This window comes from Zoogloea sp., from assembly GCF_017302315.1.
Classification (GTDB): domain Bacteria; phylum Pseudomonadota; class Gammaproteobacteria; order Burkholderiales; family Rhodocyclaceae; genus Zoogloea.
The window spans coordinates 1-25,474 of sequence record NZ_JAFLDT010000059.1 but is presented as its reverse complement, the minus strand read 5'-3'; the positions used below and the strand labels follow the sequence as shown (position 1 = coordinate 25,474).

At 63.7% G+C, this 25,474-nt stretch carries 26 protein-coding genes; 18 read left to right on the top strand and 8 right to left on the bottom strand.

Features of this window, described 5'->3' with window-relative positions; all coding sequences use genetic code 11:
* Positions 1–441, bottom strand: a 441-nt coding sequence (locus J0L98_RS15735; protein WP_296412740.1) for a PAS domain-containing protein, incomplete at its 3' end; no start/stop codon positions are given.
* A gap of 188 nt (positions 442–629) precedes the next feature.
* Between J0L98_RS15735 and cydP the strand changes: the two genes are divergently transcribed.
* The 8 genes from cydP (at position 630) to J0L98_RS15695 (ending at position 6,342) form a co-directional block, all read left to right on the top strand.
* Positions 630–812 carry a cytochrome oxidase putative small subunit CydP gene (gene cydP / locus J0L98_RS15730; protein ID WP_296412739.1) on the top strand — a complete coding sequence of 61 codons (183 nt, stop codon included), beginning with the start codon at positions 630–632 and terminating at the stop codon, positions 810–812.
* Entirely contained in the window at positions 802–2,355 is a 1,554-nt protein-coding gene (locus tag J0L98_RS15725; RefSeq protein WP_296412738.1) for a cytochrome ubiquinol oxidase subunit I, read from the top strand. The genes cydP and J0L98_RS15725 overlap by 11 nt, the downstream gene beginning before the upstream one ends.
* Positions 2,356–2,371: 16 nt before the next feature.
* Positions 2,372–3,511: a cytochrome d ubiquinol oxidase subunit II gene (cydB, locus tag J0L98_RS15720; RefSeq protein WP_296412737.1), complete on the top strand. Its 1,140-nt coding sequence runs from the start codon at positions 2,372–2,374 to the stop codon at positions 3,509–3,511.
* Between the two features lie 24 nt (positions 3,512–3,535).
* Positions 3,536–3,670 (top strand): cytochrome bd-I oxidase subunit CydX, encoded by a 135-nt coding sequence (cydX, locus tag J0L98_RS15715; protein ID WP_296412736.1) that lies wholly within the window; start codon positions 3,536–3,538, stop codon positions 3,668–3,670.
* On the top strand, positions 3,612–4,055 hold the full coding sequence (locus J0L98_RS21620) for a cyd operon YbgE family protein (protein WP_365954906.1): 444 nt from the start codon (positions 3,612–3,614) through the stop codon (positions 4,053–4,055). The genes cydX and J0L98_RS21620 overlap by 59 nt, the downstream gene beginning before the upstream one ends.
* A 79-nt stretch (positions 4,056–4,134) precedes the next feature.
* Complete coding sequence (locus J0L98_RS15705) at positions 4,135–4,626, top strand: hypothetical protein (protein ID WP_296412734.1); 492 nt, start codon at positions 4,135–4,137, stop codon at positions 4,624–4,626.
* A gap of 20 nt (positions 4,627–4,646) precedes the next feature.
* Positions 4,647–5,195: a rhodanese-like domain-containing protein gene (locus J0L98_RS15700; RefSeq protein ID WP_296412733.1), complete on the top strand. Its 549-nt coding sequence runs from the start codon at positions 4,647–4,649 to the stop codon at positions 5,193–5,195.
* Positions 5,196–5,349: 154 nt separating this feature from the next.
* Positions 5,350–6,342: an SLAC1 anion channel family protein gene (locus J0L98_RS15695; RefSeq protein WP_296412732.1), complete on the top strand. Its 993-nt coding sequence runs from the start codon at positions 5,350–5,352 to the stop codon at positions 6,340–6,342.
* A gap of 45 nt (positions 6,343–6,387) precedes the next feature.
* Here J0L98_RS15695 and J0L98_RS15690 read toward each other — a convergent pair whose 3' ends face one another.
* Positions 6,388–6,861 carry an Lrp/AsnC family transcriptional regulator gene (locus J0L98_RS15690; RefSeq protein ID WP_296412731.1) on the bottom strand — a complete coding sequence of 158 codons (474 nt, stop codon included), beginning with the start codon at positions 6,859–6,861 and terminating at the stop codon, positions 6,388–6,390.
* A gap of 90 nt (positions 6,862–6,951) precedes the next feature.
* Here J0L98_RS15690 and J0L98_RS15685 point away from each other — a divergent pair, with 90 nt between their 5' ends.
* Positions 6,952–7,608 (top strand): LysE family translocator, encoded by a 657-nt coding sequence (locus J0L98_RS15685; RefSeq protein WP_296412730.1) that lies wholly within the window; start codon positions 6,952–6,954, stop codon positions 7,606–7,608.
* A gap of 63 nt (positions 7,609–7,671) precedes the next feature.
* Here the strand turns inward: J0L98_RS15685 and J0L98_RS15680 are convergent, their stop codons facing one another.
* The 3 genes from J0L98_RS15680 to J0L98_RS15670 form a co-directional block, all read right to left on the bottom strand.
* Positions 7,672–10,782 carry an efflux RND transporter permease subunit gene (locus tag J0L98_RS15680; protein WP_296412729.1) on the bottom strand — a complete coding sequence of 1,037 codons (3,111 nt, stop codon included), beginning with the start codon at positions 10,780–10,782 and terminating at the stop codon, positions 7,672–7,674.
* Positions 10,779–11,900: an efflux RND transporter periplasmic adaptor subunit gene (locus J0L98_RS15675; protein ID WP_296412728.1), complete on the bottom strand. Its 1,122-nt coding sequence runs from the start codon at positions 11,898–11,900 to the stop codon at positions 10,779–10,781. Before J0L98_RS15675 ends, J0L98_RS15680 begins: the two co-directional genes overlap by 4 nt.
* A gap of 81 nt (positions 11,901–11,981) precedes the next feature.
* Positions 11,982–12,599 (bottom strand): TetR/AcrR family transcriptional regulator, encoded by a 618-nt coding sequence (locus tag J0L98_RS15670; RefSeq protein WP_296412727.1) that lies wholly within the window; start codon positions 12,597–12,599, stop codon positions 11,982–11,984.
* Between the two features lie 90 nt (positions 12,600–12,689).
* On the opposite strand from J0L98_RS15670, the gene J0L98_RS15665 reads away from it, so the two are divergent.
* From J0L98_RS15665 to J0L98_RS15635, 7 genes are all read left to right on the top strand, one after another.
* On the top strand, positions 12,690–14,180 hold the full coding sequence (locus J0L98_RS15665; protein WP_296412726.1) for an efflux transporter outer membrane subunit: 1,491 nt from the start codon (positions 12,690–12,692) through the stop codon (positions 14,178–14,180).
* Between the two features lie 3 nt (positions 14,181–14,183).
* Positions 14,184–14,969: an SDR family NAD(P)-dependent oxidoreductase gene (locus tag J0L98_RS15660; protein ID WP_296412725.1), complete on the top strand. Its 786-nt coding sequence runs from the start codon at positions 14,184–14,186 to the stop codon at positions 14,967–14,969.
* Between the two features lie 307 nt (positions 14,970–15,276).
* Complete coding sequence (gene petA, locus J0L98_RS15655) at positions 15,277–15,918, top strand: ubiquinol-cytochrome c reductase iron-sulfur subunit (RefSeq protein ID WP_296412724.1); 642 nt, start codon at positions 15,277–15,279, stop codon at positions 15,916–15,918.
* Positions 15,905–16,225, top strand: coding sequence for a cyd operon YbgE family protein (locus tag J0L98_RS15650; RefSeq protein WP_296412723.1), 321 nt, complete (start codon positions 15,905–15,907; stop codon positions 16,223–16,225). Before petA ends, J0L98_RS15650 begins: the two co-directional genes overlap by 14 nt.
* A 9-nt stretch (positions 16,226–16,234) precedes the next feature.
* On the top strand, positions 16,235–16,894 hold the full coding sequence (locus J0L98_RS15645; protein ID WP_296412722.1) for an MBL fold metallo-hydrolase: 660 nt from the start codon (positions 16,235–16,237) through the stop codon (positions 16,892–16,894).
* 296 nt (positions 16,895–17,190) lie between these two features.
* On the top strand, positions 17,191–19,296 hold the full coding sequence (locus J0L98_RS15640) for a TonB-dependent receptor (protein WP_296412721.1): 2,106 nt from the start codon (positions 17,191–17,193) through the stop codon (positions 19,294–19,296).
* Complete coding sequence (locus J0L98_RS15635; protein WP_296412720.1) at positions 19,293–19,817, top strand: TlpA disulfide reductase family protein; 525 nt, start codon at positions 19,293–19,295, stop codon at positions 19,815–19,817. Before J0L98_RS15640 ends, J0L98_RS15635 begins: the two co-directional genes overlap by 4 nt.
* A gap of 186 nt (positions 19,818–20,003) precedes the next feature.
* Here J0L98_RS15635 and ettA read toward each other — a convergent pair whose 3' ends face one another.
* Both ettA and J0L98_RS15625 read right to left on the bottom strand, forming a co-directional pair.
* Positions 20,004–21,668, bottom strand: coding sequence for an energy-dependent translational throttle protein EttA (gene ettA, locus J0L98_RS15630; protein WP_296412719.1), 1,665 nt, complete (start codon positions 21,666–21,668; stop codon positions 20,004–20,006).
* A gap of 124 nt (positions 21,669–21,792) precedes the next feature.
* A complete protein-coding gene (locus J0L98_RS15625) occupies positions 21,793–23,529 on the bottom strand; it encodes an ABC transporter transmembrane domain-containing protein (RefSeq protein WP_296412718.1) in 1,737 nt (578 codons plus the stop codon).
* A 95-nt stretch (positions 23,530–23,624) separates the two neighbouring features.
* On the opposite strand from J0L98_RS15625, the gene J0L98_RS15620 reads away from it, so the two are divergent.
* Both J0L98_RS15620 and J0L98_RS15615 read left to right on the top strand, forming a co-directional pair.
* Positions 23,625–24,026: an MAPEG family protein gene (locus tag J0L98_RS15620; protein ID WP_296412717.1), complete on the top strand. Its 402-nt coding sequence runs from the start codon at positions 23,625–23,627 to the stop codon at positions 24,024–24,026.
* A gap of 2 nt (positions 24,027–24,028) precedes the next feature.
* Positions 24,029–25,078, top strand: coding sequence for a poly(3-hydroxybutyrate) depolymerase (locus J0L98_RS15615; protein WP_296412715.1), 1,050 nt, complete (start codon positions 24,029–24,031; stop codon positions 25,076–25,078).
* A gap of 157 nt (positions 25,079–25,235) precedes the next feature.
* Here the strand turns inward: J0L98_RS15615 and J0L98_RS15610 are convergent.
* A partial coding sequence (locus J0L98_RS15610; protein WP_296412713.1) for a hypothetical protein occupies positions 25,236–25,474 on the bottom strand: 239 nt, incomplete at its 5' end.

The following is a 25,474-nucleotide window of genomic DNA, read 5'->3' as shown; positions in this document are numbered from 1 at the left end:
CAGCGACAGCATGCGGCTGAAAGACGCTGCACGGCCGACCAGGCCTTCGGCTGCCGGATGGCTCGAGGCATGCTTGACCACGCGCATGGTTTCGACAAAGTAGGCGAGCCGGCCCTTGTCGTCGCGAATCGGGGCGATGGCCACGTCGACGTGCTCTTCGCCGCGCGACGTGTGATGCAGGTGCAGCACGCGTTGTATCTGCCCGCTGTGCTGGCTCATCCGCAACGGGCAGGACTCGCCGGCCTGGTCGCAGGGCACCGGATAGTGATGGGACACCTCGAAGCACTTGCGTCCGATCAGGTCGTCCGGCCGCCCGCAGTTGGCCCGGTAGGCGGCATTGGCCGCCAGGATGCGGTAGTTGCGGTCGCACAGGATGTGCGGCTCGGGCAGGGTCTCCAGAAAGGAGACGAGTTCGGGCAGGGGGCGGAGCCGGTTGGTCATGGGGGAGGGGTGCTGGCAGTTTTGCTGCCAAATACTGCCATGGCGGTGTCTGGCGGTCAAACCGGCGTCCTTGAGGCTCGATCAACGTTCCGGTCAAGGTGTTGGGCAATATAGGATTTTTCTCAAAACAGAAGAGTGGCACGGCTCTTGATTAGCAATGACTGATATTTCATCAGACTGCCAGAACCGTGACCCCATCCGACTCTCTCTTGCGACGCCACCTGGGCTGGGTGCTTGTCATCAAGTTGTTTGCCTTGTTTGCGCTGTGGTGGTTCTTCGTGCGCGACAGCACTACACAGGTCGATCCGGCGGCGCTGTCCTGGCAGTTCACCCCCAACCCCGTCGTCCAAGGAGCCCCCCATGGTCAGTGAACAACTGGTCGACCTCTCCCGGCTGCAGTTTGCCGCCACCGCCCTGTACCACTTCCTGTTTGTTCCCCTGACCATCGGCATGGTGTGGATGCTGGTGATCATGGAGTCGGTGTATGTGATGACCGGCAAGCCCCTCTACAAGGACATGACCCGCTTCTGGGGCAAGCTCTTCGGCATCAACTTTGCCCTTGGCGTCACCACCGGCATCACCCTGGAGTTCCAGTTCGGCACCAACTGGGCCTACTACTCCCACTACGTGGGGGACATCTTCGGGGCGCCGCTGGCCATCGAGGGGCTGATGGCCTTCTTCCTCGAATCGACCATGATCGGCCTGTTCTTCTTTGGCTGGGATCGCCTGTCGCGCCGGCAACACCTGTTGGTGACGGTGCTGATGGCGGTGGGGACCAATCTGTCGGCCCTGTGGATCCTGATTGCCAATGGCTGGATGCAGAACCCGGTGGGCGCCGAGTTCAGCTATGTGACCATGCGCATGGAGATGACCGACTTCTGGGCCGTGGTCTTCAACCCGGACGCCCAGGCCAAGTTCGTGCATACCGTGTCGGCCGGCTATGTCACTGGTGCCATGTTCGTGCTGTCGATCTCGTCCTGGTATCTGCTGCGTCGTCGCGACGTGGAGTTTGCCAAGCGCAGCTTCGGCATCGCCGCTGCCTTCGGCTTTGCGTCCGTGTGTTCGGTGATCGTTCTCGGCGACGAGTCGGGCTACACGGTGGGCGAGGCCCAGCAGACCAAGCTTGCCGCCATGGAAGCCATGTGGGAGACCGAACCGGCCCCAGCACCCTTCAACCTCATCGCCATCCCCAACGAAGCGGAGATGAAGAACGACTTCGCCATCGAGATCCCCTGGGTGATGGGGCTCATCGGCACCCGCTCCCTGGACAAGCAGATTCCCGGCATCAAGGAGATCAAGGCAAGAAACCGGGAGCGCATCGTCTCCGGTATCGAGGCAGTGACGGCCCTTGATGCCTTGCGCCGTGACCAGAATGACGAAGCCGCCCGCCGCGAGTTCGAGGCGCACAAGGCGGACCTGGGCTTTGGTCTGCTGCTGAAGAAGTACGTCAGCCACTTCGACCAGCTCACGCCGGGGATCATCGAGAAAGCCGTGAATGACACCGTTCCCCGTGTCGCGCCGATGTTCTGGAGCTTCCGCCTGATGGTGGCCCTGGGCTTTGCGATGCTGCTGCTCTTCGGCCTGGCCCTGTGGCATTCGGTGAAGGGTGACTTTGCTGACAAGCCCTGGCTGCTCCGCGCGGCCTTGTATTCCCTGCCCATGCCGTGGATCGCCTGCGAGGTCGGCTGGTTCGTGGCGGAATACGGTCGTCAGCCCTGGACCATCTACGGCGTATTGCCCACCCATCTCTCCGTCTCCACCCTCAGTGTGGAGAGCCTTTACGGTTCCCTGGCCGGCTTTGTCGGCTTCTACACCGTGCTGCTGGTGGTCGAGATGTACCTGATGATCAAGTTTGCCAAGCAGGGCCCGGGCAGCCTGGGCACCGGCCGCTACGCCAACGAGGCCCACGCCTGAACCGAGGACACGCAAAATGCTCGACTATGAATCCCTCAAACTGATCTGGTGGCTGCTCGTCGGCGTGCTGCTGGTGGGCTTCGCCATCATGGATGGCCACGACATGGGCGTGGGCACGCTGCTGCCCTTTGTCGGCAAAGATGACACCGAGAGGCGGGTCGTCATCAACACGGTCGGCCCCCACTGGGACGGCAACCAGGTGTGGTTCATCACCGGCGGTGGCGCCATCTTTGCCGCCTGGCCGCTGGTCTATGCCACGGCCTTCTCGGGTTTCTACTGGGCCATGCTGGCCGTGTTGTGGGCCCTGTTCTTCCGCCCGGTGGGGTTTGATTACCGCAGCAAGATCAGCAACCCCACCTGGCGCAAGACCTGGGACTGGGGCCTGTTCATCGGTGGGGCGGTGCCGCCGCTGATCTTCGGCGTGGCCTTCGGCAACCTGTTCCAGGGCGTGCCCTTCAGCTTCGATGACCACCTGGTATCCACCTACTCCGGCAGCTTCTGGGCCTTGCTCAACCCCTTTGCGCTGCTCTGCGGCATGGTGTCCACAGCCATGATCACCTTCCATGGCGCCATCTACCTGGTGCACCGTACCCAGGGTGAGATCCAGTGGCGGGCGCTGCGGGCCGCCGGTTTCTTTGGCGGGCTGATGGTGCTGAGCTTTGTTGCCGCCGGCGTGTGGCTGTGGATGGGGATTCCCGGCTACGTCATCCAGTCGGCGGTGGACGGAGCCGCGCTGCCCAACCCCCTGGCCAAGACCGTGGTCCGGGAGGCGGGTGCCTGGTTCGCCAACTATCGGGCCTATCCCGCAACCCTGCTTCTGCCTGCCCTCGGCGTGGCTGGCGTGTTTGCCGCCCAGGCGCTGGCGCGCTCCGGCCGCAGCATGGCCGCCTTCTGGGCGTCGGCGCTGGCCATTGTGGGTGTCATCGGCACCGCAGGCGCGGCCCTGTTCCCCTTCATCATGCCCTCGTCCCTCGACCCGCGCGCCAGCCTCACGGTGTGGGACAGCGTCTCCAGCCAGCTGACCCTCAACATCATGCTGTGGGCCACGCTGATCTTCATGCCCATCATCATTCTTTACACAGGCTGGGCCTACCGGGTGATGGGGGGCAAGGTCACCGCCGCCTACGTGCGCGAGAACAGTCACTCGGCCTATTGAGCTGCTTTCCAAGGAGTCAACAACATGTGGTACTTCACCTGGGTTCTGGGTATCGGCTTTGCCGTCTTCCTGGCCATTCTCAATGCGCTGTGGGCCGAGCATGAGGCGAGCCGTCAATCCTTGCCTCGCCGCCCGCGTGGCGACAATCCGCCTTCCTGACGGGTCATTGAATGCAGGCTTGCGGGAAACGTCTAAATACGAGAATAAATCAGTGTCTGCTAATATTTTGGGGTCGTCTTTGAACATGGCATTCCGGGAATCACCTGAACCCCCTGGCGAGCAGTGTCCTGGGACGATGCATCTGCCGAGTCTGGCAGCCGCCATGCTGATCATGCTGGCGGGCTCGCTCTACCCGCTCTTGTTCACCCATGCGGATGCCCGGGCCGATCACGGGTTGGCGCTGGCATTGTTCATGGCCATGAGCGCGGGGTTCGTCCGCGGTGTGGGCTTCATCCCTGCAGCACCCTTATGGCGCTGGCTGTTTTCGGGTTGGGCCTGTTTGCTGGCGCTGCTCGTTGCGGCGACCCTTAAGTTCCTTCATTGAGCCGGGCAGTCAGGCGGCAAGGCCGACTTGGCGAGGGGCGCCTGAGATCCGGGCGCATTTATCGAGATAGGGAGTGCGTATGAGATTCAAGGCTTTGCTGTTGTCGCGCGTGGCGGGAGGCCTGCTTGCCCTGGTGTTGTCCCTGGCCGCAGATGCGGCGCCCATCCTTCCCGGGGCCGTATTTCCGGCGTTGGCGCTTGAGGATCAGCACGGCAGGACGGTGTCCACTTCCGCGAATACGCGTCTTGTCCTGTTTGCGGCGGACAAGGCCGCCAGCGACCTGATCAACGAGGTGCTGGCCGCTCGTCCCGCCGGGGTTCTTGATGGGCTGGGCGCCGTTTACTTCGCGGACATCAGCGCCATGCCGGCCCTGGTCACGCGGATGTTCGCCCTGCCGGCGCTGCGGGAGATGCCCTTCGCGGTCGGGCTCGGGCGGGATGCCGCTCAACTGGCTGACCTGCCCCGTCAGAAAGGGGCTGCAACTATCGTACGAATGGCCGACGGAAAGGTCGCCGCCATCGAATATGCCCGCAACGCCGGCCAGCTGATGCAGGCCATCGGGCTCAAGTGAACCCATAAGGGAGAGACGTCATGAAACGTTTGATCATTGCTGCTTCACTGGGCCTGCTGGCCCTCTCGGCCCGGGCGGTGGATATGGCCGTTCCTGCGACCGAGGTCCATGCACGGCTACAGCAGGCCGATCAGAAGATGCTGTTTGTGGATGTGCGTGATCCGGTCGAGATCATGTTTGTGGGTTTCACCGATGCTGTTCACGTGAATGTGCCATTCCTGATGGTGGACCGCAGCGCCTGGGACGACAAGCGCGGGGTCTACAAGCTGAACCAGAACCCGGACTTCGCCAGACAGATCAAGGCGGAGCTGGAGAAGCGTGGCCTGGACATGGATGCCGAGGTGATCACCCTGTGCCGTTCGGGCAGCGAGCGGGGCGAGCCCAGTGCCGCCTTCCTGCGGGCCAATGGCTTTCCCAACGCCCGCTATGTCATCAACGGCTTCCAGGGCTCGGCCATCAAGGAAGGCCCCCAGGCGGGCTTTCGTCTGATTAACGGCTGGCAGAACAGCGGCCTGCCCTGGGGCATGAAGATGAATCCGGCCAAAATGTACCGCGTCGACAACAGGTAAAGGCATGCGTGCGCGTGCACTCAGTCTCCGCCTGATGGAGGCGTGGTAAGTCCGGTGTCCGTGGTGGTATTCCGACCCCCAGGGGGTGGGATTGCCGTCCAAGGGCAGGCGGGGCCATGCCATCATGCGTCCGAATCCTTACCCCAATGTAAACATGAACCCCACACCAAGCTCCGCAAAGACGCCTGAGGCGCACCATGAGACGTCCCTTGCCCATTTTCCGGTTGCGCTCTTCTCCACGGTGATGGGGATAGCCGGGCTTGCCCTGGCCTGGCAGAAGGCTGCCCATGTGCTCGGTTGGTCGGGACTCGTGGGGCAGGGGCTTGCCGTGCTGGCCGGCCTGGTCTTTCTGGTTGTGGCAGGCTTCTATGGGGCCAAGCTGTTTCGCCACTCGGCCGCGGCACGGGCCGAAGCGTCCCACCCGGTAAAGATGAACTTCGTTCCCGCCATCTCCATCGGCATCCTGTTGCTGGCAACAGCCTGGAGCCGGATGGCACCGGAGGTGGCGGGCTGGATGTGGGGCCTGGGCGCCGCATTGCACTTGGCCTTCACCTTGCGGACCATGAGCGCCTGGATCCACCACACCCATTTCGAAATCCAGCACCTCAACCCGGCCTGGTTCATTCCGGTGGTGGGCAACATCATCGTCCCGCTGGCGGGCGTCAGGTTTGCGCCGGCGGAGGTGTCGTGGTTCTTCTTCAGCATCGGGCTGGTGTTCTGGATCGTGCTGTTCGCCATCGTGATGTATCGCCTGTTCTTCCATGCGCCGCTGGCCCTGCGCCTCACACCCACGCTGTTCATCCTGCTGGCGCCGCCCTCAGTTGGCTTTGTTGCTTACACCAGCCTTTCTGGCGGCCTCGACGCCTTCGGGCGGGTGCTGTACTACACGGCCCTGTTCCTGGGCATGCTCTTCGCCAGCAATGCGCTGCGCTTCTTTCGGGTTCCGTTCTTTGTATCAGCCTGGGCGTACTCATTTCCCCTGGCCGCGCTGAGTGTCGCGACCCTGTCAATGGCCGAGCTCGGTGGGCTGTCCGCGTTCCGTCTCCTGGGCGGGGCACTGGTGCTGATCACCAGCATCGTTATCGCCCTGCTTGGCGGGCTCACGGTGCGCGCTGCGCTGCGTGGCGATATCTGCCGCGCGGAGTAGAGGCGCATCGCTGCATGGCAAAACTGCCAAGGTCCATTGCCTCGCTCACACCGGCAATGCGGCTGAGGACTTCACATCCCGCAAGGAAAGGTTCGACCTTATCGAGCTCAGCCCTGGCAACTTGCGCAGCCGCTCTCGAATGAACAGGCCATAGGCATCCAGGTCACGGGCAACGATTTGCAGCATGTAGTCGCAATCACCGGTGACGTTATGGCAAGACAGTATCTCGGGCATGCTGGCTACGTGCCTCTCGAATTCCAGCGGCGCTTCGCCGGCATGGTTACCCAAGGTAACCTGGACGAAGGCCACAACGCCATAGCCAAGCTTCTTCCGACTGAGCCTCGCCTGGTAGCCCTCAATGAACCCATCGGCCTCGAGGCGCTTGAGCCTTCGCCAGCAGGGGGTTTCACTCAGGGATAGCTTTTCGGACAGTCTGGCGTTTGATAGCCGGCCGTCGGCTTGCAGCTCCCGCAATATCGCCAAGTCGGTCTTGTCGAGCTGTTCAACGAGTGGATTCATGTCAGGAATGCGGTATTAAGGAAGGACTCCTCCGGATTCTAGGGTTTTGATGGAGGAGGTGGCAGCAAATTTCGGGCTGTACGTGGGAACATGTTTTCCCCGAACAGCCTCTCGAACACGTCGATGATTGCCTTGCCCGATCTACTGGTTTTTGTTGCCGCGCTGGCTGCTGTCTATCTTCTGCCGGGGCCTGACATGGCTTTGGTGATCTCCACATCGGCCTTCAGAGGGCCAAGGAACGGCTTGATGGCCGCAGTTGGATTGGCCATTTCGAGAACCGCTCATGTCTCGCTGTCCGCCCTCGGCCTGGCTGCGCTGTTTCATACGCACCCCGGTTTGTTCGATATTGTTCGGTGGCTTGGCGCCGCCTATCTGCTATTTCTTGCATGGAAGATACTGCGAGCCGGTGGGCCAGGGGGACTGGAAGACGCTAATCATGTCGGCAAGGGCGGGGAGGCCATTCGCAGTGGGGTGATGACCAATTTGCTGAACCCGAAGGCCCTGATGTTCTGCGCGCTCTTGCTGCCCCAGTTCATCTCCCCGCAGCGCGACTTGGCGGCGCAGTATCTGACGCTTGGCGTCGTCCTGGTCGGGCTTGGTTTTGCATTCGATGTGCTCTACGCCTTTGCTGCGTCCCGACTCGCGAAGCGCTTTTTGGCTTCCGGCGTTATCCCGAAAGCCTCAAGGCTTGTGTTCTCTGGTGTCTTTGGATTTGCAGCCATTCGCCTGGTAGTAGGCGGTAGCTGATCTTGAAATGGCCTCCGACTGCTTGCGGCATGCCGGCAGTGCGCTGCAGTGCCGGCATGCCGATTACTTCTTCCAGGCCAGGGCAGGTTCCGCGGGCTCAGTCGGAGTGACTGGCGCGTCGCCCGACAGCGGCCTGATCTTGAACCAGATCGCGTACAGGGCCGGCAGAAACACCAGGGTCAGGATTGTTCCGGCGAAGGTGCCGCCGATCAAGGTGTAAGCCAGCGTTCCCCAGAAGACCGACTGCGTCAGCGGGATGAAGGCCAGGATGGCGGCGAGCGCAGTCAGGATGACCGGGCGGGCGCGCTGCACGGTAGCCTCGACCACGGCATCGAAGGGCGCTAGGCCGTCCTTCTCGTTGCCGCGAATCTGGCCGATCAGGATGAGCGTGTTGCGCATCAGGATTCCCGAAAGTGCAATCAGGCCGACCAGTGCGTTGATGCCGAATGGCTGCTGGAAGAGCAGCAGGGTGGGCACCACTCCGATCAGACCGAGCGGCGCGGTGGCGAACACCATTGTCATCGCCGAGATTGAGCGGACCTGGAAGATGATGGTGATCAAGGTCAGGGCGATCATGATGGGGAACAGCGGCGCCAGGGCGCGGTTGGCCTTGCCCGACTCCTCGATGGAGCCCGCCTCCTCGATCCGGTAGCCGGCAGGCAGCTTGGCGATGATGGGCTGAAGATCCTTCAGCACGGCGGTGGAGACGTCCGGCGGCTGCAAGCCCTCGGCGATATCACCTCGCACGGTGATCGTCGGCGTGCGGTCCCGACGGCGCAGGATGGGGTCCTCCATGCGCACTTCCACGCTGCCGACTTGCGATAGCGGAATCCGCTGGCCGGTGGCACCCACCAGGGTGAAGTCGGCGATCCGGCCCGGATCGAGCCGGGTGTTGCCGGCCGAGCGGGCTGCAACCTGGACCGAACGGATGTTCTCGCGCACCTCGGTGATCGGGATACCGCTCAGCAGGAACTGAAGCTGTTGGGCCACGTCGCTGGAAGAGAGACCAAGGCTCTGCAGCCTGTCCTGGTCGAGCGAAAAATGCAGTGCGGGCACGCGCTCGCCCCAGTCGGTGTTGACTGTTCTCATCTGTGCTGAAGCCTGCATGACGCCACGCACCTCTGCCGCGATGTCACGCAGCGTGTCCGGGTCCGGTCCCATGACGCGGTAGGCCACGGGGAATGGGGAAGGGGGGCCGAACACGATCTGGGTCACGCGGACGCGTGCCTCGGGTGCCAGCCCGTCGGCCGCTGCCTGGCGCAGCCTGAGCTTGAGGGCTTCCCGTTCCTTGTCATCCCGCGTGAGGACCACGATTTTTGCGAACGACGGATCAGGCAATTCAGGTGACATCGCCAGAAAGAAACGGGGCGCGCCCTGGCCGATGTAGGCTGTGACCACCCGGGCCTCGGTCTGCTTCGCCAGCCAGGCTTCGACCTTTGCTGTAGCAGCACTGGTCTGCTCGATTGACGTGCCATACGGCATCTGCACCTCGACAAGCACTTCCGGCCGGTCGGATGTAGGGAAGAACTGCTTGTTGACCACGCCCATGCCCGCTACCGCAACAGTGAAGGCGCCGATCACGCTCGCCGCGACCAGCCACTTGCGCCGGACCACCCAGCCCAGCAGGCGGCGGAAGCGTTCGTAGTTCGGCGTGGCGTAGATTTTCTGCTGCGCGTCCGCGTGCGCTTGGAAGTTCGACAGCAGCTTCACGCCCAGATAGGGGGTGAACACGACGGCGACGATCCACGAGGCGATCAAGGCAATACCGACGATCCAGAACATGTTGCTGGTGTACTCGCCAGCAGTCGACTTGGCGAAGCCGTTGGGCATGAAGCCGATCGCCGTGACCAGCGTTCCGGCCAGCATGGGTGCGGCGGTGTGGCTCCACGCATAGGCGGCGGCGCGGATGCGGTCGTAGCCTTCCTCCATCTTCACAACCATCATCTCGATGGCGATGATCGCGTCGTCGACCAGCAGCCCCAGGGCCAATATCAAGGAGCCCAGGGTGATGCGGTCGAAGTTCTTGCCGGTGGCGGCCATGATGATGAAGACGACGGCCAGGGTCAGCGGCACCGCGGCCGCGACCACGATGCCGGCGCGCCAGCCCATGCTGAGAAAGCCGACCAGCATCACCACGCCGAGGGCGACCAGAAACTTGACCATGAACTCGCCGACGGCGGACTGGATATTGACCGACTGGTCCGTCACCTTGGACAGGCTCATGCCGAGCGGCATCCCGGCATTGATCGTCGCCGCTTCAGCCTCCAGCGCCTTGCCCAGGTCGAGGCCGTTCCACCCCTCACGCATGACCACCCCGAGCAGCAAGGCCGGTTCGCCGTTGTTGCGGATCAGGAAGGTGGCGGGATCCTCGTAACCCCGCTTCACCTCGGCGATGTCGCCGAGCTTCAAGTTGCTGCCGCGGGCCGCGACCGGCGTTTTGCGGATCGCCTCCAGATCGTCAATGGCGCCGTCCAGGCGGATGAAGACCCGCGGGCCCTTGGCCTCGATCGAACCGGCCGGCGTCATGACGTTGCGCCCGTTCAGCGCAGCAAATAGGTCACGCGGGGCGACGCCCAGTGTGGCGAGGCGGTCATGGGAAAACTCGATGAAGATCCGCTCGGCCTGCTCGCCGATGATATTGACCTTCTTGACCCCGGCCACATGCAGCAGGCGCTGGCGTATGGCCTCTGCATCGCGCACCAGGTGTCGGTGCGGCTCCCCCCTGGCCTTCAGGGCATACAGCGCAAAGGTTACGTCGGCGTATTCGTCGTTGACCATCGGGCCAATGACGCCACTCGGCAGCTTGCCAGCTTCGTCGCCGAGTTTCTTGCGTGCCTGATAAAACTGGTCGGGCACCTCGAGGGGGGGCGTGCTGTCGAGCAGGAACACCGTGGTCAAGGCCAGACCCGGTCGCGTGAAGGTCTCGGTCCGGTCATACCAGCGCAGCTCCTGCATGCGCTTTTCCAGAGGCTCGGCAACCAGCTCTTGCATTTCCCTGGCGGTTGCCCCGGGCCAGGCGGTGATCACGGTCATCTGCTTGATCGTGAAGGCGGGGTCCTCGGCCCGACCCAGCGTCAGGAAGGCCACGACGCCGGCGACGAAGATCGCCAGCATCAGAAACAGCGTGACCGAGCGCTCGCGGACGGCGAGGGCAGAGAGGTTGAAGGCGCTCATCTCTGCTCCCCGCCAGCGACCTTCACCGCTTGCGCAGCTTCGCCATCCGCCAGCCACACCTGCTGACCTTCGTGCAGCAGGTGCGCTCCGAGCGTGACCACGCGATCACCGGCATCGAGGCCGCCGATGATGGCGGCGGTTTCGCCACTGAGCCCGGCCACCTCCACTGCGCGCCAGCTGACTCGTGGCACGTCTCCTTTGACCAGCCATACACCGGGCCCTTTGCCCGGATCGAAGATTGCGCCTATCGGTATCTCCCGCACCGCAGCGGAGCGCTCCCGGGGGAGGTGGATGGAGACGGTGGAACCCAGCGGCACGTCAGCCAGGCGGCCCTCAAGCACATAACGCGCCTCGAAGGTGCGCGTCTGGGGGGCGGCTGCATCCGACAGTTGGCGCAGTCTTGCGGCGCCGGTGAGCCCTCCCCGATACAAGACCGCACGCGCCACGGATCCGACCTCCGGGCGCAGGGTCTCGGGAAGGTTGATCACCGCCTCGCGGCGTCCGGCATGGGCCACACGGATGACGACCTGCCCGGCACTGACAACCTGGCCCGGCTCGGCCAGCGCCTCCACCACTACGCCGTCCGCGTCGGCGAGCAGGGTCGTGTAGCGGCTTTCGTTGCGGGCGAGGTCGGCCTGGGCCTGGGCGGCTTTCAGCTCCGCCCCTGCCGCCTCGGCGGCCGCCTTGATCTTGTCGTAGGCAGAGGCCGACACCGCCCCCGCGGCAACGAGATCACGGTAGCGCAGCTCGTCCTCCGCGGTCTGGCCGGCGCGCGCGGTGGCTGCGGCCACGGTTTCCTCGTGGGCGCGCGTGGCGAGACGTAGATCGGTGGGGTCGATGCGCATCAGCGCCTGGCCGCGCTTGACGGCCTGCCCGGTATCGACCAGACGTTCCAGAATCTTGCCGGAAACACGAAAGCCCAGATCGCTCTGGACCCGCGCCGCAACGACGCCGGTGAACGAACGCTCGGTCTGTGCGGAGGCCTCTACCGCGCTTACCCGCACAACAGGGAGCTGGATCCGTGGATCCGTTGAAGAAGTAGCCTCGCTGCAGGCGGCCAGAGCTAAAGGCAACAGACCGACGGCGGCGAGCGAGTAAATAGTACGACGCTGAAGCATGGCGACCTCCAGGAATGCGAAGGCCTCCATCCTCAGTCTAGTGACCAATATTGTCAACAGTCACTTTGCTGGCGAGGTGATTTAAGGTGCCAGGCTACGCAACACCAGGTTCGACAACCGGGTTGGTGCGTCTTCCACGAGGTCGAGGTTGTACTGAAGCAGGAGTGGATTCACATAAGGCTGCATGACGAGATAGATGGCATGCACCGTCTCGTCGAGTGGCGTCTTGCGCTCGAACTCACCCATCTCCCGGCCTTCGCGGATGATCTCCGTCAGGATCTGCCGGATGCGCTGGCCGTAAGCCAGGGCAGACGGCCATCCTTCGCCGGCGGAATGCGCAGCGATGTCGTACAGCTTGCGCTCATTGAAGAAGAGATTCACGCCAGTCTTTGCTAAAGATTTGAATAACAAACGTAATTTTTCTGTTGCCGTAGTGCCGCCAGCAATTGCCTCGTCGACCGCGGCGACGATGGCGCTCAGGGTCCGGGTGCAGATGGCCTCGCCGATAGCCTGCTTGGAGTCGAAGAACTTGTAGATATAGGCCTTGGAGAAGCCGATCGCCTTGGCCAGGTCGGAGACCGTGGTCTTGTCGTAGCCGTAGTGACTGAAGTGTTTGCCGGCCGCTTCGACGATCTGCTCTCGGACGCTGTGATCGGCGGGGCCGCGTGCCTGCGGGCTGGAAGATTCGATTTCGTTCATGGGGAAACAATAGCGCGTCGGAAGTGACTTGACAACAAGTGACCAGGTTAGGATATAGTCACAATCACAGTTCAATCCCCAAGGACTCCCATGCTCGTTCTTCCCCGCCTCCTGGCCCTGCTTGCAAGTGCCGGCATCATGACGGGCTGCGCCATCGGCTCCGACTACCGGTCACCCGAGATCGCACTGTCGCCCGCTTTCCTCGGGCAGCGCGCAGTCGATCTCCGGCCGGTGCTGCGCCAGGCCGATCTCACCGTCTGGTGGGCCGCCTTTGACGATCCCCTGCTGACCCGTTTCGTTTCATTGGTCCTTGAACAGAATCTGGATATCGCCCAGGCGGCTGCCCGGGTCGCCCAGTCGCGCGCGGCATTGCGCTACGCCGACGCAGTACTGCTGCCGGCAGCCAGCGTCAGTGCCAACGCTGCGCGCAACTACCAGTCGGTCGAGACCCCCCTCGGACAGGTGCTCAACGCCACATCGGGCTTCGACCGCAGCGGCAACCTGTACGAGGCCAATCTCGGCGCCAGCTGGGAGATCGACGTGTTCGGTGGTCTGCAGCGGGGGCGGGAGGCCGCACGCGCCGCCTACGAGGCATCCGAAGCTGGAGCGGTAGCGACACGCCTGGCCGTCACCGCCCAGACGGCCGACGTGTACGTGACCATCCGCGGCCTGCAGGCGCGCATCGCAATCGCCAGACAGCAGGCTGACACTCGTCGCCGCTTGCTCGACATCGTCAGTCTCCAGTACAGGAAGGGCGTCGCTGCCGAACTTCAAATGAACCAGGCAGAGGGTTCGTTGGCGCAGGCGCAGGCGCAGATCCCCGCCCTGGAAGCCGGCCTCGACGCGGCGATGAATGCGCTGGACGTACTGCTGGGCGCGCAGCCCGGAACCCACCGCTCCGAACTGGCTGCGGTGACGCCGGTTCCGGTTGCGCCGGGCCTGGCGGCGAGCGGCACACCGGCCGAGATGATCCGGCGCCGGCCGGACCTCATCGCCGCCGAACGGCGTCTGGCAGCGGCCAATGCGCGTATCGGCATGGCCGTCTCCGAGTACTACCCCAAGTTCTCGCTCGCCGCCCTACTGGGCAGCAGCACCGCAATGGCAAGCGGCAATCTCTTTACGGGGGCCGCCAGCCAGGCCCAGGGCGTCCTCGGGCTGCGCTGGCGCCTGTTCGATTTCGGTCGCGTCGAAGCGCAGATCGCCGCCTCGCGTGGCCAGGAGGCGGAGGCCCTGGCGGCTTACCGGCTGGCCGTGCTGCAAGCTGCCGCGGATGTCGAGAATGCCCTCTCTGCGCTGGTCAAACATGAAGCGCAGGTGGGCATCCTGACGCGGGGTGAATCGTCGTTCGCCCGGGCGCGCGACAACTCGCTGGCCGCCTACAAGGGCGGCGTCGTCAGCCTGATCGAGGTGCTCGATGCCGACAGCAAGCTGCTACAGGCACGTGACGCCAAGGCCCAGGCGCAGACCGACGCGGCGCGTGCCGCCATCGCCTCTTTCCGGGCGTTGGGCAGCGGCTGGGATGCACCCCACGCAAGCCACAACAGCCTCTCCGACAAGCTCGCAACCAACGACTACAGGTAAAAAATGACCACAACCAACAAATCATGGGTGCTTGTCACCGGCGCATCGAGCGGCTTCGGCGAAGAATTCGCCCGCCAGTATGCCGCGCAAGGTCGCTCGCTGGTCCTGGTTGCGCGCCGACTTGACCGACTGCAGGCACTCGCCGATACGTTACGTCGGCAATACCGTATCGAGGTCATGGTGGAGCAGGTAGATCTTGCTGATACTGCGGCAGTCGTCCAGCTTCACCAGCGCCTACAGGCGCAGGGCGTGGCCGTCGACATCCTGATCAACAACGCCGGCCACGGATTACAGGGTCCGTTCGTGGACCGCACGTTGGACGAGACACTGGCAATGGTGCAGCTTGATGTCGCAAGTCTGACCGCCGTCACCCATGTGTTTGCCCGGGAGATGCGGGCGCGGGGAAGCGGGAAGATCCTGCTGGTTGCCAGCCTGCTGGCCTATCAGGGCGTACAGAACTTCGCCGTCTATGCCGCCGCCAAGGCCTACGTGTTGCGCCTGGGCGAGGCGCTCCATCGGGAGCTCAAACGTGATGGCATCACCGTGACGACACTCTGTCCGGGCATGTCGGACACTGGCTTCGCCGCCGCGGCACAGCAGAAGATCACACCCGCGCTGAAGCAGTTGATGATGCGGCCAGCCCCCGTCGTGCGCGCCGGTATTCGGGCCTTGCAGGCCGGCCGCATCAGCGTTGTGGCAGGCTGGCCCAACAGGGCCCTCGTGATCCTGACATGGGCAACGCCGCGCTGGCTGCACCAGGCCCTTATGTCCCGTGCGATGAATGGCTGATCGCGCCAGCCTTGCACCGGTGAGGGACACGCGCTGTTTGAGGTGCCCGATGATGGATATGAATCCGCGGCGGGCGTCAGCGTGACAGCAATGCCGACAGGCTGCCACGGCTGCCAGAGATCCGACAAAGTGCTGCCACTGGCGCTGCCATTTCATTTCAAGCCTGGGCGTCCACAAGCTGATTTTGTTTTTAAGCGATTGTAGTAAAAGGGTTTTCTCCTGACGCGCCGTTCTGGCACGGGACTTGATAAGCACTTGCTTATATTTGTGTCCGACATCGACGCCCCAGTCCCCAGGAGAAGCCCCCATGGCAAGCACCCCCGTTTCCACTCTCGGTAGTCCGAACACCCCCGCGTCCTGCTCGACGCCCTGCAACCCTGGCCGACGCCAGTTGCTGATTGCCACCGCGGGTGTGGGGGGCGTGCTGGCAGCGGCGGCGGCCGTTCCCTTCGTGGCCAGCCTCACGCCCTCCGAGCGGGCCATGGCCGCCGGTGCGCCGGTGGAGGTGGATATCGACAAGCTCGCGCCGGGCGAGATGATGGTGGTCGAATGGCGCGGCAAGCCGGTGTGGGTCCTGCACCGCACCCCGGAGATGCTTGCGGCCCTGGCCAAGGCTGAGGGAGAGCTGGCCGACCCGGGCTCCGCCGTGGAATCGCAGCAACCGGAGTACGCGCACAACCCACACCGCTCACGGCGCCCGGAGATCTTCGTGGCGGTGGGGATCTGCACCCACCTGGGCTGCTCGCCCTCGTCGGCCTTCCAGCCCGGCAACCCAGCTATCGGCGCGGACTGGCCGGGTGGTTTCCTGTGCCCCTGCCATGGCTCCACCTTCGATTTCGCCGGGCGGGTCTTCAAGAACAAGCCGGCCCCGACCAACCTGGAAGTGCCGCCCTACATCTACCTCAGCGACGCGCGCCTGCGCATTGGTGAAGACAATGGCCCTGCCTGACCACGCCTCTGCCGACGGCCGTGGCCGGGGTGGCGGTGGAGCCGACGACACCGGTATCCGCATCCTGTCGGTGCTGACCGGCCTGGTGGTGGCCGGTTTGTTGATCTTCGCGCCGCATGCCAGCCAGGACCGCTGGGGCGCGGCCGATCCCCTTGCCGCCGTCCTGCTGCTGTGGTCCATGGGCGCCGGTTTTGCCAGCGGCCTGGGCCTGGCGGACCGGCTGCCCTCTGTCGTCCGACTTCTCCTGTCCAGCCCTGCCTGCCTGGGCGCCCTCGTGCTCGCCGTGTTCCAGATCGCAGGTCACTGAAAGCCCGCCATGTATTTTCGTCAGTTCTTCGAGCCTGATCAGGCTGCCATGAGCTACTTGCTGGGAGACCCCGTCAGTGGTCAGGCCGTGGCCATCGATCCGCGCCCCGATCCCTGTCAGGTTCTGCTGCTGAGTGCCTTGCTGGCTGAACGCCAGTTGGATCTCGGCCTGATCCTGCTCACTCACACCCATGTGGATCCGGACGAACATCTGCCCGATCTCTATCCGGGTGCCCAGGTGCTCGTCGGTGGAGGAGGGCGCCAGCCTGCGGGGCTGCGTACGGTTGCCCATGGTGAGCGGCTGCTCGTGGGTACGCAGGTCGTGCAGGTGATCGCCACCCCTGGCCACACGCCCTGCAGCGTCAGCTACTTATGGCAGGATCGGATTTTCTGCGGCGATGCCCTGGCGCTGGGTGGCTGCAGTCAGGCGGAGAACGGGGAGTGTGATCCCGGACGCCTCTACGACTCGGTGATGAACCGGCTGTTTGTCCTGCCGGATGAAACGCTGGTGTTCCCGGGGCACGATTTTCATGGCCGCACGGTATCGACCATTGGTGAGGAAAGGCGCTGCAATCCCTTCTTTGCTGCGCGTTCGCGGGATGCTTTCCTCAGCCGCTACTCTAAACGGGACGCAGTGGTGGCGAAAGACCTCTTTCAAAATAGGGTTTAACTGGACGTGGTAATATATTTCCCGATAAATGGAGCGACCGTGTCGCGCCGCAGGCAGGCGGTCTACCGTAAAGGCCTTGTGGAGCGAGCGCGTGAGTTGGTTACTGACCGGTGTTGGCGCACAAGCCATTGTGCATCCCACGGTTTTCGATCGACCAGTCGGTCCAACTCTCCGATGAGGATGCGGCTGCAGCGTTTCATCCACGGCTGCGGAATGAAACCCTCAGCAAGTCGATTTTTTCTTTCAGCCAGCCAGCACTGAGTGCAAGCCAGCCAAGCAACTTATGGAGGCATATCGTGCTTTACACTCGTTTGAGCCCGCTGGTGGCCGCTCTACTATTGGTCTGGAGCAGCGCGAACGCTGCTGACACCCTACTCGGCGAAATCGCGGTACGTAGCGGCAAGACAACGGGCATCAAGCCGGTGTTCCGTGACGAGATCATTGCTACGGAAAGTGTTTCTGCCCGCGAACTCGAGAAAACCGGCGCCACCACCTTGACCGAGGCTCTCGATAAACGTCCAGGCATTACCGTGCAGACCGAGTGCTCGATCTGCAACGTTCGCAATGTGGTGCTCAACAACTTGCCCGGGCGATATACGACCCTGCTGGTCGACGGTATTCCGATCTTCTCATCGGTTTCCTCCGCCTACGGTCTTGATAGCGTCAGCCTGGGCGGTCTTGAGCGCATCGAGATCTCGCGAGGTGCCGGTACCAGCCTGATTGCACCAGAGGCTTTGGCCGGTTCGGTCAACATTGTCACGCGTCGCCCGAACAAGGACGAATTCATGGCAAGCCAGCAGTTTGGTTCCTACGGTCAGATGAATACCGAACTGTTTGGCGCCAAGGCTTTTTCCGGGGGCGCCATCACGGCAAATTTCAACCACAACCAGCACGACACGGTTGATGGCGACGGCAACAAGGTTTCCGAATACACCGGTTACAAGCGCAATCTCGGTGGCGTCGGCTTCTTTGTCGATGACATCGCCGGTTTCAAGCTCAAGGGCCGGTTCGATAGTGTTGACGAAAAGCGTATGGGCGGCGCCATGGGGACTGATTACAGCGGCGTCAAGGCCGATGGCGGCGGCAATCCGTTCGACTGGAGCAAGGGTAAGCACGGCTCGCCGAGCAGCGCGGGGTGGATCGATCCCTCGACCGGTCTGATCGTTCCCTACAACGACGGACGGGCTGGCATGTCGGAGATCATTTTCACCGATCGCCAACAGTTCATTTCCAGTGCCACCCGCCGGCTCGGCGAAGGCAGTCTGCGCTTCTCTTTTGGCTATGCCCGGCACAAGCAGGACTCGTTCTATGAGAAAGCCCTCTACAAGGCGGATCAAACCCAGTACTACGTCGAGGCCAGCACGCAGCAGCCAATTGGCGAGACACTGCTCACCGGAGGTTTGAATTATCGCTACGAAGACCTCAGCAGTATCGGCACCGATGCCAGCGGCGTGCCCAACAACGGCATCGACAACTATAAGTACCGTACCCCAGGCGTATTCCTTCAGGCCTATCACGCCTTCTTCAATGGGCTTCTTGAAGTCAATGGTTCGGTGCGTTACGACAACCATAACGTTTTCGGTGGCATTGCCAGCCCGCGCCTGAACGTCCTTCTCAACCATACACATGAGCTGAACAGTCGATTTGCCCTTGGCCGCGGTTTCCGGGCGCCGACTTCGTTCTTCGAGCAGGATCACGGCATTCTCGACACCTCACGTATCGTTCGGCAGGTGGATAAGGCGGAGATTTCCGATAATGCCTCCTACACCCTGTCTTATGCCGGCGACCGGCTGGCCGTGGCAAGTTCGCTGAACTACAACCGCATCAAGAACATGGCGCTGCTCGATTCAGGCGCGACTGATCCGGTGACCGGAAAAGCAATCACGCTCTTCACCTCGGCCGATACGCCCGTCACAGTCAGTGGTGGCGACATCACCGCTACTTACAAGTGGACACCGCAACTGGAGGCCACCGTCGCCGCTGAACGTTTCCGCTACGATTTCTCCGAGCCCGGCACGCTCGCTTTCGCTCGTCCGGAGACCCGTGCCTACCTGCGACTCGATTACGAATGGGGCCCGTGGACCGGCATGGTGCGTGGTACCTGGACTGGTCCCCAGGATCTGGCCAAGTTCTATGACTATGCCAACAACCAACGTTACAACTTCGACGGCACAAAGAAGATGGACAAGAGTCCGTCTTTTTGGACGGTTGATTTGCGTGGCGAATACCGCATCAACAGACAATGGTCTGCCTACCTCGGCGCCGACAATGTCTTCGACTTCAAGCAGTCCGACAAGGAAAGCATGCTCTGGGTGGATGGCAGCGGCGCGATTGATGTGACCCACATCTGGGGGCCGAATCGTGGTCGCTTCGTCTACGCAGGTGTCAAGTTCGCCCTGTGACCGACCTCTTTATCTGTGCGATGAAAGCCAGCCTTGCTCCGGTGGCCGGGCTGCTTCTTTATGCGTCAGCCCATGCCGACAGCAGCCCAGCCGCTGCCCTCGATTTCGAGCTGTCGGATGGCCGGCAATTTGTGCGCTTGTCGAAATTGCAACCAAGTCCCTCCGTCATCAATTTTTGGCGTGCAGATTGCCCACCCTGCGTGAGCGAGATGCCTTTGCTGGCGGCTATTGCCCGCGAAGATAAGGTGCGGGTGCTGACCGTTGCTCTGCAAAGACCTGCAGAAACCCTTTCCGCACCCGCCGCCGTGCAGTCAGCCTTGGCGCCCCCCATGATTGCGTTACACGGGCCAAGGGAGCCTCGTGGTCTGCTCGCCCGATTTGGCAACTCGCATGGCGCCTTGCCGCACACCGTGGTACTCGATGCCCGGCGCCATGTTTGTGCTCAGCGTACTGGCGAAGTCGACGAATCCTGGCTGCGTACGGCCTTGAGTCGCTGTATCGCCCACGCAGGGCAACCATGAATCGGGCAGATGCCTGCCGATGAAGCTATCGTTGGGCGGGACCATGATTGATTTTATTTCTGACTTGAACATGGGCCGCGCGATGCCGCCGGATGGCAAGCAGAGGGGGGCATGATGCGGTGCGCCTGGATGCGATCAATGATATAGCCCCGTTTGGGTCGGGGCTTTATCTGGAGGGCGTACCGATCAGCGGCTGATCGGCTTGTAGCGGATACGCTTGGGCTTGGCACCTTCCTCACCCAGACGCTTGCGCTTGTCTTCCTCGTATTCCTGGTAGTTGCCGGCGAAGAAGGTCCATTGGGACTCGCCTTCGGCCGCCAGGATGTGGGTGCAGATCCGGTCGAGGAACCAGCGATCGTGGGAGATGATCAGCGCACAGCCGGCAAACTCGAGCAGGGCATCTTCAAGGGCACGCAGGGTTTCCACGTCCAGATCGTTTGACGGTTCATCAAGGAGCAGCACATTGCCGCCGCTCATCAGCGTCTTGGCCAGGTGCAGGCGACCGCGCTCGCCACCCGACAGGTTGCCCACCAGCTTCTGCTGGTCGCCGCCCTTGAAGTTGAAGCGGCCGATATAGGCCCGGCTGGGCATCTCGAACTTGCCGATGGTCAGGATGTCGGCACCGCCGGCCAGCTCGTCGAACACCGTCTTGCTGCCGTCAAGGCAATCGCGGGACTGGTCCACGTAGGCGATCTTGACCGTGGGGCCGATCACCACGTTGCCGGCATCCGGCGTGTCCTGGCCGGTGATCATCTTGAACAGGGTGGATTTACCGGCGCCGTTGGGGCCGATGATGCCGACGATGGCACCCGCCGGGATGCTGAAATTCACCTTGTCCATCAGTAGCTTGTCGCCAAAGCCCTTGGACACGTCGGTGAACTCGATGACCTTGTCGCCGAGGCGCTCGCCCACGGGGATGAAGATCTCCTGGGTTTCGTTGCGCTTCTGGTATTCCACCGAGGACATCTCCTCGTAGCGGGCAATACGGGCCTTGCTCTTGGCCTGACGGGCCTTGGGGTTGGAGCGCACCCATTCCAGCTCCTGTTTCATGGCCTTGATGCGGGCGCCTTCCTGCTTGGACTCCTGCTCCAGGCGGGCTTCCTTCTGCTCCAGCCAGCTGGAGTAGTTGCCCTTCCAGGGAATGCCATGGCCGCGGTCGAGTTCGAGAATCCATTCCGCGGCGTTGTCGAGGAAGTAGCGGTCGTGGGTGACGGCCACCACGGTGCCTGGGAAGCGCACCAGGAACTGTTCCAGCCACTCGACCGACTCGGCATCCAGGTGGTTGGTGGGTTCGTCGAGCAGCAGCATGTCGGGGCGGGATAGCAAGAGCTTGCACAGGGCCACGCGGCGCTTCTCACCGCCGGACAGGGGGCCGACCTTGGCATCCCAGGGGGGCAGGCGCAGGGCGTCGGCGGCGATCTCGAGCTGGGTTTCCACGTCGGCGCCGCTGGTGGCGATGATGTTCTCGTACCTGGCCTGGAGTTCGGCCAGCTTGTCGAAGTCGGCATCCGGCTCGGCGTAGGCGGCGTAGACCTCCTCCAGCTTCTGCTTGGCCTCCATCACCTCGCCAAGGCCGGATTCGACCTCTTCGCGGACAGTCTTGTCTGGGTCGAGCTTGGGCTCCTGGGCCAGGTAGCCGATGGACATATTGGGTTGCCACTGGACTTCGCCGTCGTATTCCTTCTCGACGCCGGCCATGATCTTCAGCACGGTGGACTTGCCGGCGCCGTTCAGGCCGAGCAGGCCGATCTTGGCGCCGGGGAAGAAGGACAGGGAGATGTCCTTGATGATCTGCCGCTTGGGGGGGACGACCTTGCTCACGCGGAGCATGGACATGACGTATTGGGCCATGGGGGAGGGGTTCCAGTAATGCAGAAATCAAAGGCGTGACTTTACCCGAGTTGTCCCTGGAATCGGCATCTGAAAGCGCGTCCCGTGCCCGGCACAGGGCATCGGCCAGCGCTGCCCAAAGTCATCAGGCGACAAATTGCAGGCGTGCAAGGCGTGCGTAAAGTCCATCGGCGGCAATCAGGTCGGCATGACTGCCTTGCTGGACAATGCGCCCTCCGTCCATCACCACGATCCGGTGGGCTTTCTGCACGGTGGCAAGGCGGTGGGCAATGACAAGGGTGGTGCGCTGGCGCATCAGGCCATCGAGCGCCTGCTGGACCATGCGCTCGCTCTCGGCGTCGAGGGCCGAGGTGGCTTCGTCGAGGAGCAGCACCGGCCGGTCGGCGAGGATGGCCCGGGCGATGGCGATGCGCTGGCGCTGACCGCCGGACAGGCGCACGCCACGCTCGCCCAGGTCGGTGTCGTAGCCCTGGGGCAGGCCCGCGATGAACTCGTCGGCGAAGGCGGCGCGGCAGGCGGCCTGCACCTCGTCGAAGCTGGCCTCGGGGCGGGCGTAGCGGACGTTGTCGGCCACGCTGGCGGCGAAGATCACTGCCTCCTGGGACACCAGCGCGATATGGCGGCGCAGGGCCAGGGGGTCGGCCTCGGCCAGGGGTACGCCGTCGATGGCGAGCTGGCCGGTCTCCGGGTCATAGAAGCGCAGCAGCAGCTGGAACACGGTGCTCTTGCCCGACCCGGAAGGGCCCACCAGGGCCACCGTCTCGCCGGGCTGCACCGCCAGGCTGAAGTCGTCGAGGGCCGGGGTGTCGGGCCGCGACGGGTAGTGGAAGCGCACGCCGTTGATGGCGATCGCCCCCCGTGCCGGTGTCGGGAAGGGGCGAGGCTGGGCCGGTGCCTGGATGGCCGGCGCAGTGGCGAGGATTTCCATCAGCCTCTCGGTGGCCCCGGCGGCCCGCTGCAGCTCGCCCCACACCTCCGACAGGGCGCCGATGCTGCCGGCCACGATGGCGGCGTAGAACACGAAGGCCGACAGCTCCCCGGCGCTCAGGCGCCCGGCCAGCACATCATGACCCCCCACCCACAGGATGAAGGCGATGGCGCCAAACACCAGCAGCAGTACCGCCGCAACCAGCTTGGCCCGGCTGGCGACGCGCTGGCGGGCGGTGGCGAAGCTGTCTTCCACGCGGCGTCCGAAGTCCTGGCGGTCGGCGTCCTCGTGACCATAGGCCTGGACGATGCGGATCTCGTGGATGGTCTCGTCGATGCGGTTGCCCAGCTCCGCCACCCGGTCCTGGCTCTCCCGGGCCAGCCGGCGCACCTTGCGCCCGAACACCACGATGGGCGTGACCACCAGGGGCACACCGGCGAGGGTCAGCAGGGTGAGCTTGATGCTGGTGGTGAACAGCATCACCAGCCCGCCAATGAGTAGCAGGGCGTTGCGCAGGGCGATGGACAGGCTGGAGCCCACCACGTTTTCGATCTGGGTGGTGTCGGACGTGAGGCGGGAGATCACTTCACCGGTGCGGCCGGCCTCGAACCATGCCGGCGGCAGGGACAGCAGATGGTCGAAGACCCGCCGCCGGATGTCGGCCGTGACCCGCTCACCCAGCCAGGACACGTTGTAGAAGCGCAGATAGGTGGCCACGGCGAGCAGCACGATGACGCCGAACATGGCGGCCAGGCTGCGATCCAGCCAGGCCGGGTCGCCCGCCGAGAAGCCCTTGTCGATCACCGTGCGCAGGCCCTGGCCTACTGCCAGCATGGCGCCGGCCGCCAGCACCAGGGCAATGGCGGCGATGAGCACCCGCTGGCGGTAGGGGGCGAGGAGGTGGAGGAGGGCGCGGGCGGGGTGCGTGGGCATGGGATGGCGGGGACGGAGAGAAGGAGGGATTTTATGTGCAACGCACAATAGGCCGGTAAGCTATGGCCCTTCCATATCAGAACAGTTCCGCTGACATGCTGTCTTCTTCGCCATTGACGGCAGGGGTCACCCTGCTGATTGTCCTGCTGATGTTCGGAACCACCTTTGCCGTGGGCAAGGGGCGCCACAAGTATGGCGTCCAGGCGCCGGCCGTGACAGGCCACCCGGTGTTCGAGCGGCTTTACCGGGTGCAGATGAACACCCTCGAATGGGCCGTGATGACGCTGCCCTGCCTGTGGATCGCCGCCGCCTATGTGAGCGATGCCCTCGCCGCGGGCCTGGGTGTGGTGTGGTGGCTGGGCCGTATCGCCTATGCTCTGGCCTACGCCGCCGATCCGGCCAGGCGGGCCCGGGGCTTCATCGTGGGGGCACTGGCCTTTGGTGCCCTTGGGCTGGTGGCCGGTGGTGGCGTGATCCGGCAGCTGATTGGAGTATGAGCATGAAACGAATTTCCTGCGCGGCGCTGCTCCTGGCCGGGTGCGCGCTCTCCGCCCATGCGGCGCCGCCCCTGCCGGCCATGGGTGCTCGAGGTGATGCTGTCACCGTGTCGGGGATCTCCTCGGGCGGCTATATGGCGGTGCAGTTCCAGGTGGCTTTTTCCGGCCTGGTCAAGGGTGCCGGCGTGCTGGCGGCAGGCCCCTACGACTGCGCCGAGGGCAGCACCTGGCGCGCCCTCAACAACTGCATGGCCCCCAAGAGCTGGGCGCCGCCGCCGACACCCGATTCCATCAAACCGCGCATGGAGTCCCGCGCCCGCCTGGATCTGATCGACCCGCCCGCCGGGCTGGCGGACGACAAGGTGTGGGTGCTGACGGGCGGTGCCGACCACACGGTGGAGCGCCCCGTGGTGGATGCGCTGGTGGCTTTCTACCGGCAGTGGATGCCGGCCGCTTCGATCCGGCTGGTGCCCCTGCCGGATGCGGGCCACGCCATGATCTCTGTTTCCGATACGCGGCCCAATGCTTGCGACACTTCCGAGCCGCCCTTCATCAACCGCTGCGGTGACTTTGACGCGCCGGGGGAACTGCTCGGCCATCTGCTCGGCCCCCTGAAGCCCAAGTCCACGGGGCGCCCCGAGTCATTGGTGGCCTTCGACCAGCGCCCCTTCATCGCCGGTCGGCCCGTGGACATCAGCATGGCGGAGCAGGGCTTCGCCTATATTCCGGCAGCCTGCCGCTCCGGGGGGTGCCAGGTGCATGTGGCTTTCCATGGCTGCCGCCAGGGTGAAGACCAGGTGGGGCGCCGCTTTGTGGAGGGGGCCGGCTACAACGCGTGGGCGGAGAGCAACCGGCTGGTGGTGCTCTATCCCCAGACGGTGGCGCGCAGCGGGGCCGCTGCGGGCTCCCTGCGCTGGGTGTACAACCCGAAGGGCTGCTGGGACTGGTGGGGCTATGCGTCCCTTGATTACGCCACCCGCAACGGGCCGCAGATGGCAGCGGTGCGCAAGATGGTCGCCCGTCTGGCCGAAGCGCGGGGGCGCCCCAACTGAGAGAGCGGGAATGAACCTGGATTCTCAGATGCCCTCCCTGAAACCATGGCAATGGCTTGAGTGCCCGTGGGGTCGAATTCAGTCGACCTTGGACGTCCGATCATTGGCTTGCCAGTGGCTCAAGCGGCGGAGGTCGAATGAATTAGCGCTGTTCGCGTTAAGTATGGAAAGCGTTTTCACCCTCGGCAGGTAAAGCATCTCGATGCCCGGTGGGGTGGCCGTTACCGGCCGGCGTTCCGTTGTTTTTCGTGACGTTGGCCGGGTGTTCGCCCCGGCGGGCGACTGACTTTCTTGCTTCGCCAAGAAAGTCAGCAAAGAAGGCGACCCGCCACCCCCGGTCGGCCTTCGGCCGACTGCCCTGCGCTGCTCGCAGCAGGCGGCCGGCGCGGAACTCGC

Coding starts and splice junctions, on each gene's coding strand:
- petA (WP_296412724.1), top strand. CDS start 15,277: ATGGCAAGCACCCCCGTTTCCACTCTCGGTAGTCCGAACACCCCCGCG.
- J0L98_RS15680 (WP_296412729.1), bottom strand. CDS start 10,782: ATGAGCGCCTTCAACCTCTCTGCCCTCGCCGTCCGCGAGCGCTCGGTC.
- J0L98_RS15690 (WP_296412731.1), bottom strand. CDS start 6,861: ATGAATCCACTCGTTGAACAGCTCGACAAGACCGACTTGGCGATATTG.
- J0L98_RS21620 (WP_365954906.1), top strand. CDS start 3,612: ATGAGGCGAGCCGTCAATCCTTGCCTCGCCGCCCGCGTGGCGACAATC.
- J0L98_RS15615 (WP_296412715.1), top strand. CDS start 24,029: ATGAAACGAATTTCCTGCGCGGCGCTGCTCCTGGCCGGGTGCGCGCTC.
- J0L98_RS15675 (WP_296412728.1), bottom strand. CDS start 11,900: ATGCTTCAGCGTCGTACTATTTACTCGCTCGCCGCCGTCGGTCTGTTG.
- J0L98_RS15625 (WP_296412718.1), bottom strand. CDS start 23,529: ATGCCCACGCACCCCGCCCGCGCCCTCCTCCACCTCCTCGCCCCCTAC.
- cydB (WP_296412737.1), top strand. CDS start 2,372: ATGCTCGACTATGAATCCCTCAAACTGATCTGGTGGCTGCTCGTCGGC.
- J0L98_RS15685 (WP_296412730.1), top strand. CDS start 6,952: ATGTTTTCCCCGAACAGCCTCTCGAACACGTCGATGATTGCCTTGCCC.
- cydX (WP_296412736.1), top strand. CDS start 3,536: ATGTGGTACTTCACCTGGGTTCTGGGTATCGGCTTTGCCGTCTTCCTG.
- J0L98_RS15645 (WP_296412722.1), top strand. CDS start 16,235: ATGTATTTTCGTCAGTTCTTCGAGCCTGATCAGGCTGCCATGAGCTAC.
- ettA (WP_296412719.1), bottom strand. CDS start 21,668: ATGGCCCAATACGTCATGTCCATGCTCCGCGTGAGCAAGGTCGTCCCC.
- J0L98_RS15700 (WP_296412733.1), top strand. CDS start 4,647: ATGAAACGTTTGATCATTGCTGCTTCACTGGGCCTGCTGGCCCTCTCG.
- J0L98_RS15670 (WP_296412727.1), bottom strand. CDS start 12,599: ATGAACGAAATCGAATCTTCCAGCCCGCAGGCACGCGGCCCCGCCGAT.
- J0L98_RS15620 (WP_296412717.1), top strand. CDS start 23,625: ATGCTGTCTTCTTCGCCATTGACGGCAGGGGTCACCCTGCTGATTGTC.
- J0L98_RS15660 (WP_296412725.1), top strand. CDS start 14,184: ATGACCACAACCAACAAATCATGGGTGCTTGTCACCGGCGCATCGAGC.
- J0L98_RS15650 (WP_296412723.1), top strand. CDS start 15,905: ATGGCCCTGCCTGACCACGCCTCTGCCGACGGCCGTGGCCGGGGTGGC.
- J0L98_RS15725 (WP_296412738.1), top strand. CDS start 802: ATGGTCAGTGAACAACTGGTCGACCTCTCCCGGCTGCAGTTTGCCGCC.
- J0L98_RS15705 (WP_296412734.1), top strand. CDS start 4,135: ATGAGATTCAAGGCTTTGCTGTTGTCGCGCGTGGCGGGAGGCCTGCTT.
- J0L98_RS15665 (WP_296412726.1), top strand. CDS start 12,690: ATGCTCGTTCTTCCCCGCCTCCTGGCCCTGCTTGCAAGTGCCGGCATC.
- J0L98_RS15695 (WP_296412732.1), top strand. CDS start 5,350: ATGAACCCCACACCAAGCTCCGCAAAGACGCCTGAGGCGCACCATGAG.